Annotated in this window: 8 protein-coding genes; 4 read left to right on the top strand and 4 right to left on the bottom strand. The window is 60.5% G+C overall.

The features are described 5' to 3' along the window. The first annotated feature begins 394 nt into the window (after positions 1–394). Positions 395–2,665 (top strand): xanthine dehydrogenase family protein molybdopterin-binding subunit, encoded by a 2,271-nt coding sequence (locus tag Q1A00_RS09305; protein ID WP_299756432.1) that lies wholly within the window; start codon positions 395–397, stop codon positions 2,663–2,665. Between the two features lie 128 nt (positions 2,666–2,793). On the opposite strand, the gene Q1A00_RS09300 is transcribed toward Q1A00_RS09305, so the two are convergent. Further along, positions 2,794–3,366 (bottom strand): DinB family protein, encoded by a 573-nt coding sequence (locus Q1A00_RS09300; RefSeq protein WP_298482814.1) that lies wholly within the window; start codon positions 3,364–3,366, stop codon positions 2,794–2,796. A gap of 48 nt (positions 3,367–3,414) precedes the next feature. Further along, the gene (locus Q1A00_RS09295) at positions 3,415–4,782 is read right to left on the bottom strand and encodes a dipeptidase (protein WP_298482816.1); all 1,368 of its coding nucleotides are present in this window, start codon (positions 4,780–4,782) and stop codon (positions 3,415–3,417) included. A gap of 80 nt (positions 4,783–4,862) precedes the next feature. Here Q1A00_RS09295 and Q1A00_RS09290 point away from each other — a divergent pair, with 80 nt between their 5' ends. From Q1A00_RS09290 to Q1A00_RS09280, 3 genes are all read left to right on the top strand, one after another. Continuing rightward, the gene (locus Q1A00_RS09290; protein ID WP_298482818.1) at positions 4,863–5,663 is read left to right on the top strand and encodes a TspO/MBR family protein; all 801 of its coding nucleotides are present in this window, start codon (positions 4,863–4,865) and stop codon (positions 5,661–5,663) included. A gap of 259 nt (positions 5,664–5,922) precedes the next feature. Then, entirely contained in the window at positions 5,923–6,909 is a 987-nt protein-coding gene (locus Q1A00_RS09285; RefSeq protein WP_298403385.1) for a hypothetical protein, read from the top strand. Between the two features lie 153 nt (positions 6,910–7,062). Next, entirely contained in the window at positions 7,063–7,797 is a 735-nt protein-coding gene (locus Q1A00_RS09280) for a PHP domain-containing protein (RefSeq protein ID WP_298403388.1), read from the top strand. On the opposite strand, the gene Q1A00_RS09275 is transcribed toward Q1A00_RS09280, so the two are convergent. After that, positions 7,732–9,615 carry a hypothetical protein gene (locus tag Q1A00_RS09275; RefSeq protein ID WP_299756427.1) on the bottom strand — a complete coding sequence of 628 codons (1,884 nt, stop codon included), beginning with the start codon at positions 9,613–9,615 and terminating at the stop codon, positions 7,732–7,734. The genes Q1A00_RS09280 and Q1A00_RS09275 overlap by 66 nt on opposite strands. Before the next feature lie 344 nt (positions 9,616–9,959). Further along, on the bottom strand, positions 9,960–10,787 hold the full coding sequence (locus tag Q1A00_RS09270) for an ATP-dependent Clp protease proteolytic subunit (protein WP_298403392.1): 828 nt from the start codon (positions 10,785–10,787) through the stop codon (positions 9,960–9,962). Positions 10,788–10,807 lie beyond the last annotated feature (20 nt).

The following is a 10,807-nucleotide window of genomic DNA, read 5'->3' as shown; positions in this document are numbered from 1 at the left end:
CAAGGGGCGGCATAAATTCCGCCCTACACAATACGTCCTCCCCCCTCCCCCCTCGTGGGGGAGGGGCTGGGGGTGGGGGTATCCCCCCGTATCCGTAGCCCTCCCCCCGTATCCTTCGCCGTAGCCCTCCCCCCTCGTGGGGGAGTAGCCCTCCCCCCTTGTGGGGGAGTAGCCCTCCCCCCTTGTGGGGGAGGGTAGGAGACCTACCAATAAGAGACACCGGCAACGCAAGAAAGCATCCCGCCTCTAGCGAGAAAGGAGAAGGGTGAGACACAAAACACACGGCTATGCGCCTCGATGGTATTTGCCGCTCAACTATGCCCATCAACGCGCCGTTGCCTGATCAAGCCATGGTACGATAGAGAAGTATGTTATTGAGCAAGGGAGCACATCTATGACCAACGTTACGTCTCATCGTTACCTTGGCAAAGGGCGTAAATCAGTTGATGGGATAGAGAAGGTGACCGGGCGTGCCCGCTACGCTGGCGACGTGCATCTGCCCGGTCTGTTGCACGGCAAACTGGCGTTAAGCATGTACGCCCATGCCCGCATTGTCAGCATTGATGCCAGCGCAGCCCGCGCTGTGCCGGGTGTGGTGGCGGTGCTGACCGCGGCGGACTTGCCCACTCGTGGCCGCCAGCCTTCGTCACGCCAGACGACAACGCTGGCCGATGGCGTGGTGCGTTACCGTGGCGAGCCGGTGGCGCTGGTGTTGGCGACGAGTCTAGCTGCTGCCGAAGACGGTGTGGCCGCGTTACAGATCGACTACGAACCACTGCCCGGCCCGGTCACACCGACAGCGGCGCTCGATCCGGCGGCGCCGGTGATCTGGCCGCAGGGCGCGCCGAAGGGTGAGGCCGACCTGACTGCCGCTCACGCTGCGGTGGCTCGCGGTGACGATCAGGCTGAGCACAAGGCGTCAAACCTTCACGAGCACAAACAGTTTAGCCGGGGTGACGCACTGGCGGCCTTGGCCACCGCCGACGTAGTGGTGGAGGGAACCTACCGCACGTCAATCGTGCATCAAGGCTACCTCGAACCGCACGCAGTCGTGGCCGACATTGATCCGGTGCGCAAGCAACTTACGCTCTACACCAGCACGCAAGGCCAGTTTGGCGTGCGCGATGAAGTAGCGCGACTGCTAGGCCTCCGCGCAAGCCAAGTAACGGTTGTCCCAATGACAGTCGGCGGCGGGTTTGGAGCAAAGTACGGTATTCTCGAACCGCTGGCAGCAGCGGCGGCGCTCGCCGTGGGTCGGCCCGTGCGGATCACCCTTGACCGCACAGAAGACTTTCTTACTACCACCCCCTCGCCGGCCAGCACGATCACGCTCAAGCTCGGCGCGACCCGCGATGGCACGCTGACCGCGCTCGTAGCCGAGATCGTGAATGATAATGGCGTCTACCCATTTACGCTCGGCGGGATTATGAGCACGCTGCTCGGCGGCTACTACCGCTGTCCTAACGTGCAGATCGATGTGATCGAAGTGCTGACCCACAAGCCGCAAGCCGGCGCCTACCGCGCTCCCGGTGCACCACAGGTAACCTTCGCCATCGAGTCGGCGATGGATGAATTAGCCCACAAGCTGGGCCTCGACCCGCTGGAGCTACGGTTGCGCAATGCGGCCACTACTGGCGATCCAATGGGCAATAACGATCCGTGGCCGTCGATAGGCTTGACCAAGGTGCTCGAAGTCGCCGCTCACCACCCGCTCTGGCGCGAACGCCAACCGGGTAGCGGGATTGGACTGGCAATCGGCGGCTGGCCGTGCGGCATGTCGCCGGCTGCGGCGATTTGCCGCGTCGATACCGACGGGGTTGTCCGCGTGCATGTCGGATCGGTTGATATTTCCGGCGTCAACAGCAGCTTTGTGCTGGTTGCCGCAGAGATTCTGGGGGTGCCGCCAGAGCAGGTTGAGATTGTGGCTGGTGATACGCGCAGCGGGCCGTTTGCCGGGCCGAGCGGCGGTAGCCAGATTACCTACAGCGTGGCCAGCGCAGTGGCCGCCGCCGCACGTGAGGCGCGCCGGCAGTTGTTGGAAATAGCCGCTGATATGCTCGAAGCGCGGGTTGATGACCTCGATATTCGCGAAGGAATGGTGCAGATTCGCGGCGTTCCCGGACGCGAGTTGCCGATCGGTGAGGTGGCAAAGCGAGCCGAGGAGCAGGCTGGTGGGCCGGGGCCGATTGTGGGTGATGGAAAAGCCGCCCCCGCCGAGAATGCGCCCGGCTTTGTCGCTCATATCGTGCAGGTTGAGGTCGATCGCGAGACAGGCAGAGTGAAACCGCTGCGTTACGTTGCAATCCAAGATGTCGGCTTCCCGCTCAACCCGCTGATGGTCGAGGGCCAAATCCACGGCGGCGCGGCGCAAGGGGTGGGTTGGGGTCTCTACGAGGCGCTGCGCTACGATGAGCGCGGCGAGTTGCTGACCGCTAGCTTGATGGACTACACCCTGCCCCGCGCTGCCGACCTCCCCTCGTTCGAGGCGGTGCTGGTAGAGAACCCGGCTCCCAATGGCCCCTTCGGCGCACGCGGCGTTGGCGAACCGCCGATCACCGCTGGGGCGGCGGCGATTGCTAATGCCATCCGCGATGCGACCGGCGTCCGTATCTATGAGCTGCCGATGCGTGATGAGGTGGTATGGCGGGCGTTGCAGCAGGGTTGATCACGAGTCGCAGATGGCATCGAGCAACCGAGAGGAAATTAGGATTAGGGCGGGTTTGTAACCCGCCCCTCACGTCTCGTGCCCTGTCTTACCGGCTCAGCCTCGGCGCATTTTATCCCAACCTGTCCTCACCCCCGCGCAGCGCGGGCTTGACGGACAATCTCTTCGATCTGGCCGAGGTGATCGTAGGCGTGGGCAAGGCCGAGCGCATAGCGACCACGGGCATCAACCGGCGGCGCACCGGGCCATGGTTCGACCAGATAATCGAGGTGGGGCTGATCTGGCCACATCTGCAACGATGCGTGCAGCATACGCCGACTCTCGGCTAGGCGCTGACGTACCTGCGCCATCGTTGTCACCGTCTCCCACGGCACTTCGTAGCGCGAGCGGCCATGAAAGTGGACACCGCGCGCCATTTCGGCAGCTAGAAAGGCCGACTCTTCACATGACGCGGTGAGATGAACGATCACATGGCCGAGTGTCCATGCTTGGTTGACGGCGCTCGGATCGCTGGCGAAGGGATCGTTGGCGTTGGGATCAACCGGCTGGAAGGTAACGTCGGCATCAACGCAATCGGCGATTAGCCGTTCGATGGTATCGTACATCTCGTCGGTTTCGGCATGCAAATCGGTGACAGTCATATCGCCGACAATTTCTTGCATGGTGCGTTCGCGACGGTAGAGCGCGGCATAGTCGAGCATAGCAACACCTCTGAGTGTAAGCAGATATAACGACGAACGATAGAGCGTTCAGCCTCCCAACCGTTCGAGCAATTTACAGTAGGCGATCTGGCCCTTGCGGAAGCTGCTGAGACGGAAGAATTCATCAGGTGAATGCACCCGCTCGTCGTCAAGACCAAAAGCAAAGCTGCTCGTATAAGCGCCGAGCTGACGCTGGAAGAGCGTACAGACTGGAATCGAGCCGCCACTGCGCACATAGTACGGTTCACGCCCGTACATCTCGACCAGCACCTCGCGCACAGCTACATTACCCGGATCGTCTTCGGGAATGAGGTAGGGATAGGCTTGGAAAGCGAGCGGTGTTACCGTCACCGTGACGCCGGGAGGAGTGTGGCGCTTAATGTGGGCTTGGAGCAGATCAAGAATGACCTGCGGGTCTTGATCGGGCACAAGGCGACAGGTAATCTTGGCGTGGGCTTCGGCGGGCAGCACTGTCTTAATCCCCTCTTGCTGAAAACCACCCCAGATACCGTTCACCTCCAGCGTCGGGCGCACCCATTCCCGCTCGCGGGGAGTGAAGCCGGCCTCACCAAACAATGCCGGTACGCCAAGCGTCTCTTTCAATTTCTCTTCGTCGAAGGGAATGGCAGCGATCCGTTCGCGGTCAGCAGGGGTGAGTGGCCGCACCTGATCGTAGAAGCCGGGGATCGTGATCATGCCATCTGCTGAACGCATCGAGGCGAGTATCTGCACCAGCGCGTGGATCGGATTCTGTACCACGCCGCCGTACATCCCCGAATGCAAATCCATCTTAGCCGCGCGGACATCAATCTGAACGCCGCAACCGCCGCGCAACCCGACTAAAATCAGTGGCTGCTCTTCACTCCACTGACCACCGTCAGCGCTGAGCACCATATCGCAGGCAAAGCGCTCGCGTTCGTGTTGGAGGAAAGCGGGAATCTGGGGGCTGCCGATCTCCTCTTGGCCCTCAAAGAAGAACTTGACGTTCACCGGCAGCGCACCACTGCTTTGCAAGAGCGCCTCAACCGCCAAGATCGGGATCAGCATATTGCCTTTGTCATCGCTCGCACCACGAGCATAGATGCGGTCATGCTCGATATGCGGCTCGAAGGGCGGGTGCGTCCACAAGTGGAGCGGGTCAACCGGCTGTACGTCGAAGTGGCCATAGATCAAGACGGTCGGCTTGCCGGGGGCATGCAGCCAATCGGCGTAAACTACCGGGTGACCGCCCGTGGGCAGGATGGCAACGTGCTCCATCCCGGCTGCGCTCAGCCGGTTGGCAACCCACTCGGCAGCGCGTAAGACATCGTCGGCATGGGCCGAGATGGCAGAAACACTGGGAATTCGCAGAAAATCGATCAACTCGTTGAGAAAACGGTCTTGCTGCTCGGTGAGATAGCCTTTCCAGTCTAGCATAATGGTCAACTCTCCTCTACAATAGAGATAGGCGGACGCACAGCTTTCGCCCCGATACCGACATTATACCGGAGAATACTATGGCGACATTGCTTGCGCGTCCAATATTTCAATTGCAACAGATCGGCGTTATCGTAGCCTTAGCGGCGACAGTAGCGATCAATGCGCTGGCCAATACTTTGCCGCTCAACGGACAGACCACAGCCGCTATCTCGGATCAGTACCCGCTCTTGATCACGCCGCCGGGGTATGTGTTTGCCATCTGGGGGCTGATTTACACCGGCTTGATCGGCTACGCCATCTATCAGGCGCTGCCGGGGCAGGCGAGCAATCCCCGTCTGCGTGCGGCTGCACCGTGGTTTTGGCTAAGTTGCGCCGGTAACATTATCTGGCTTTTGGTGTGGCACTACAACTTACCACTGTTCTCGTTACCGGCAATGGTGAGCGTACTGATCGGCCTCATTGGGGTCTACCTCGCGTTACGCAGCCACGGAACGCCTACCGCTGGCGAACGCTGGCTGGTGCGACCAACGTTCAGTATCTATCTAGGGTGGATCTGCGTGGCCACGCTGGTCAATGGCAGCGTCTTTTTGTACGAACTGGGCTGGCGCGATACTGGAACCGGCGGCATTGCCAGCACCATCGTCTTGCTAGCGCTGGCTGCTGGTTTGAGCTGGTGGTTTGCCCGTCGCTGGGGTGATGGTGTGTTGCCATTGGTTATCGCATGGGCCGCCAGCGGGATTGCGCTGAAACAATCTGCGATCGCGCCGCTGGCAGTGGTCGCGTGGGGAGTGGCGGCAATAGCATTGGTTGCAGCGACGGCAGCGTATGTTTCGCAGAACGTACAGACGCAAGGGGTGCAAAGACACCGAGACGGGTAACACAAAGGCGCGAAGGGCGCAGCGGGCACAGGGAGGGGAGATAGACACCGCCCCAGCCCTACCCTAGCAGCAGCGCACCGCCCGCGACGCGGGCTATTGGCCCTCGCCCTCGCCCCCGCTGGGTGAGAGATTAGGGATAGGGATCATAGCTCCAACCCAATCTCGTCAGCTTCCCGTAATCTATCGGTTGGCAAGCAACTAGCGCAATCATCGTTCGTAAGCGTGGAAACGTTGATTTTTCGTCAAAACGGAGGCGCTTATGCCGATGATCAACCGCTCGTTGCTCACTCCCTTCACCCTTGTCTTTGCCGGCGCGCTGGCGCTGATCATTGGAATCTGGAGCTGGCCAGCCGGCGCACAAACAGCGACCCTCACCGTCTCACCCACCGTTGCTCACCAAAACAGCATTGTCACCCTTAGCGGCAGCGGCTTTTTACCCGACGAAACGGTCAGTATCTGGATTACCTATCCAGATTACACCGTCTACGGCGTTACTACTGTGACTATTGACAAACAAGGACGCTTCAACCATCCTTACGTACCCGATTTTCTCGGTGCCACCTTCACTCCCACCGGTCGTTACACCTACACAGCGCACGGTTGGCAGAGCGGGCGAGAAGCGTATGCGAGCCTTGAGGTCGAGATTGCGCCGGCCCCCGGCGTAACGGCTGGCGTACAGTTAACAGTTGATAAGCCAGCGCAAGCGCAGGGGGCAACCTTTACCTTCAGCGGCAGCGGCTATCGAGCAGGAGAGCAAGTTGCCCTCTGGCTGCGCTACCCGAACAATGGTGTTGCCGATCTCGGCACTCAGACCGCCGATCAACAAGGACGGATCGGACTCACAATCGCTAGCAATGGCATCCCGGTAGGGCGCTACGCGTTGACCGCACGCGGCTTGCAGAGCGGCGGCAACGGCATTGCCGATTTCGAGGTTTTGGTTGGCGATACACTCCGCCCGCGCGGCAACGCCACGCTCACGGTCGGGCCGGGCAGCAGCCAGCAACGTAGCGCGGTGAGCTTGAAAGGCAGCGGTTTTCTGCCCGGTGAAGTGGTCACTATCTGGGCCACCTTGCCCGATTACTCGACCGAATGGCTCGGTGATGTGACAGCGACTGGTGATGGTAGTTTCGCTGCTGAACTGTATCTGAGCGAGCAAGACCCGACTGGCCGGTACGCGATCAGCGCCTACGGTAATCGTAGCGAACGACGCGCGGTAGCAGAGTATACGTTGCTACCGGGACGGTAGAGCCGTTGTAGTGCAGAGCGTAGAGCCGGTGCAGGGCACCGGCTCTACCGTTTAACTGCTCTTCATCTGTGCTTGACCTCGTCATCACAACGGCTTCATCAAGGTAGACTACACTCACCACGGGAACTACACAATGGGGAAGGAGTATAACCCGTGACATCGCTCTACAACGCTGCTGATCTGCATATCCATACTACGGCTAGCGACGGCGCCGCCTCACCAGAGGCGGTGTTGTCGTATGTAGCGGAGGAAACTGACTTACGTGTGATCGCAATTACCGACCATAACACGCTCGAAGGCGCATTCGCGGCGCGCCGGTTAGCGCTGCGGTATGGAATAGACGTGATCGTAGGATGTGAAATCTCGACCGCGATCGGGCACGTGTTGGCACTGTTCATCGAGCAACCGATCCCTGCCGGGCTCGATCTGGCTACAACGGTCAGGTTCGTGCATGAACAGGGCGGGCTGGCGTTTGCCGCCCACCCCTTCGGCGCGCTGGTCGCATCGGTGGGGCGGCAACACCTGCTCGGCCCCGAACGCACCGATCTTAACTGGCACCTCCTCGATGGTGTCGAGGTATTCAATGCTAGTCTGTGGAACCCGGCCAACAACCGGCGCGCAGCACAGAAAGCGCAAGCGCTGGGATTAACCGCCATTGGCGGCAGCGACGCTCACGATCTGGCGATGATCGGCTACGGGCGCACCCTGTTTGCTGGGACGAGCGCCGCCGATCTGCGGCGGGCATTGCAGCGTGGCGAGACGCAGGTGATCGGGCATTATTGGGGATGGCGAGGGGTGGCCGGCGTGGTGCGGGAACGGGCGCTACGATCGCGCCCATTCGCCGAGAGCTGGGCCGGTTTCAAAAAAGATGGTCGGCAACAGGTCTAACCGTCGGCTGAGCCATGGCAGGGCGGTTTGCAATAGTCGCCGGCGCAACCGGGTGGGAAACAGGAAGCTGAGCACAGCCCGCGCGCGGGTCGAGCGCGGCGGTTGACGGCGGGCTAACGCCACCAGCCGGGCCGCCAGCCGGGCCCGCTGCCAGACTACACCCGGTGAGCGTTCCCAGCGCGCCAAGAATGAGGCTAACTCATCAAGCTCAAGCGGCGGGAAATCGGTGCGGCCAGCCCAGCGCATACGATGTTGTTGCATCGCCGCGCGCAGCATCGTTGCTGCCTCACCGAGATCGCAACGCTGATGACCGCGCGCCTGCGCCGCCAGCGGCAGCAAGAGCGCGCGCACCCGCCACGCAATGGTCAATGCATCAACCAAATAGTCGAGACTCGTGACGAGTTGTTGCACTAGCGGATCACCCTCTGGCGCCGCCGCTGCCACAGCAGCGCGCAGTTGCTGCGCACGCTGCACCGCCCACTCTGCCTGCGCAATCACCGGCTCAACGTCACCCACCAATTCGGCCAAATAGACCCAGACCGGCAAGGCAGCGGTGGGGCGCATCCACCAGACCCACAACAACGAAGGCACGACCATCCCGCCAATCCGTTGCATCCCCGGCGCGTGGCCCAGATACCATCCCTGCTCGATCAACCGCTCTGACTCCACATAGGCAGCCGTCACGGCGCGCACGAAAGCGGAATCGTAGCCGGCTAACCGTTGCTGAAACCACTCGCTCACAAACTGCTCGGCGTCACGTTCGGGATGTATCGCGAGGGCCGCCGTCAACGCACTGCTAGCCTCTGTCCACAGGTTCCAGCCATTTGGCCCCACCGATGCACCGCCGCCGCCCCAACCGCCGGTGCTGTTCCAAGCCCACACCCCCACACACTGCGGATCGCGAGCCGCGCGCCGGATAGCGGCGCTGTGCAAGCCAACCAACCCCGCCGGAACCAAGCCAAATAGCTCATACTCACGCCGGTTTTGCAGCTCGACGATCTGGCGCGGGCCGGGCAGGCCCAAGGTCGGATTGGGCGGTAACAGCCGGAAGAAATCGGCCGGCGTATGCTTGATCGAGACCAACAGATGCGGATCGCGCTGATCGGAAAAAACGGCGGCGTAGCGTTCCGGCGAACAGATCAGATCACCCGCCTCACCGATACCGAGCGTCCATGTGCGCATGATCAAGTGACGGTCAAACTGAGTACACACCGGCAACAAGGTTGCGATCAGATGACGAATCGCGGCCACCTCGTGGTAGATCAGATGGCCGGTATAGCCAGCCACATCGTGCGCACCGCCCGTCTCGCCGATCCGCACAATCACACCGTTCACCATCGGCAACGCGGTAAACAGATCGATCAACGCTGCCCGGTTGAGCGCCGCTACCTGCGGGTTATCAGTCGCGATTGGCCCAACAACACGGCGCAAATCATTGGTCATCCATTGCATATCGCAGGTTACGTAGACCTGCATCCCGCGCGCAGCGGCATCGTGCAGCAGTGGCAACAAGGCTTGCCGGTAGGCAAGTGCGCGCAAGCGAAAAGGACTATTGGGCGCATAGTATTGCTGGGGTGCCTGATCAAATGTGACCAAGTGGGCCAGATTATCGATGACGATGCCGGTATACCCCTGTGCCTGCACCGCCGCTAGATAGGTACGCGCCCGCTGGACGCCACGCTGCAAGCGCACTTGATCAACATACGGCAGTACTGGCAGATCGATCTGGCAAAAGGGAAACGACGACCAATTCCGCACCGGGGCCGATTGATCGATAAACGGGCCATTGATATCGACGAGACGAAGTGAGAGCGTCATGGTTGAAACCTGTTTATACAGACAGCGCAGCACCTAGCTTGCAAGGGCAGCAAGGGCAGAGCGTGGCTCTGCCCGTACTAGCTGGCATCAAGATTTTGTTAAGTAATGATTATATCTGGTTGAAGAGAAAGCTCAAGGGGAAAACAGGCAACGGCGGGGAGAGGAATTATCTAGTGATCGGCGCGAGCGAACCTTACCCGCTGTCGCACCAACATAGCGCGCGGCAGTTTACCTGCCGCACGTCATACCAACGTATCGTTCGCGGCCATCCGAATACTGGCGCATCAATCGATAGGCGCGCGGCAGTTTACCTGCCGCACGTCATACCAACGCATCTTCCCACGCTACGACACATCAAACTGACGCGAACGCGGCGCGGGGATATACTCAACCGAAGGGCGGCGCTGGGCAGTTTGCGGATACAGCGCCATAATCTGGTAAATCTCATCGGGCATCTCGGTGCTGATCGGCAAACCCAATTCACGCGCCTCATCAACCGTAATCGGATAATCGTGCGTCCACACGCCGCTGGCCAGCGTATGGGCCACTTCTTCCGCCTGCTCAACCGTCATCTTATCACGCAGCAGCTCGCAAACCGTGCGCTTCACCTGCCGGATCGCCTTCTCGGCGATGTCAGCCATCATCAGCGTCTCATCATCAACTTCGCTGAGCGGCTTGCGTTCAAGCACGCGCAAGATCGATGCCGCCGGATGCTGGCCCAATTGGGGGTCAACCGGCCCCAACACCGCGTTCTCGTCCATCACAATCTCATCGGCGGCGAGTGCAATCAGGGTACCACCCGACATTGCGTAATGCGGTACAAACACCGTCACCTTAGCCGGATGCTTCTGGAGCGCGCGAGCGATCTGCTCGGAAGCCAGCACCAAGCCGCCGGGGGTATGCAGGATCAGATCAATCGGAATATCGCGATCAGTCATCTTGATCGCCCGCAGCACCGCCTCTGAGTCTTCGATGCTAATGTAGCGCACCAGCGGAAAACCGAGCAGGCTCATCGTCTCTTGGCGATGGATCAGTGCAATCACCCGACTCTTGCGCTTCCGCTCCAACTGTTCAAGCAAACGCTGGCGGGCGGCATCGAGCATGCGCTGCTTAATCACCGGCTGTAAGGATGTGATAATGAAAAAGAGCCACAACAGCGAAAAAAAGTCCATAGCTCACCTCTGCACAAGCC

It is taken from the genome of uncultured Chloroflexus sp. (assembly GCF_938091255.1).
In the GTDB taxonomy this organism is placed as follows: domain Bacteria; phylum Chloroflexota; class Chloroflexia; order Chloroflexales; family Chloroflexaceae; genus Chloroflexus.
The sequence above is the reverse complement of the archived record's forward strand: the minus strand, read 5'-3'. Positions and strand labels throughout refer to the sequence as shown.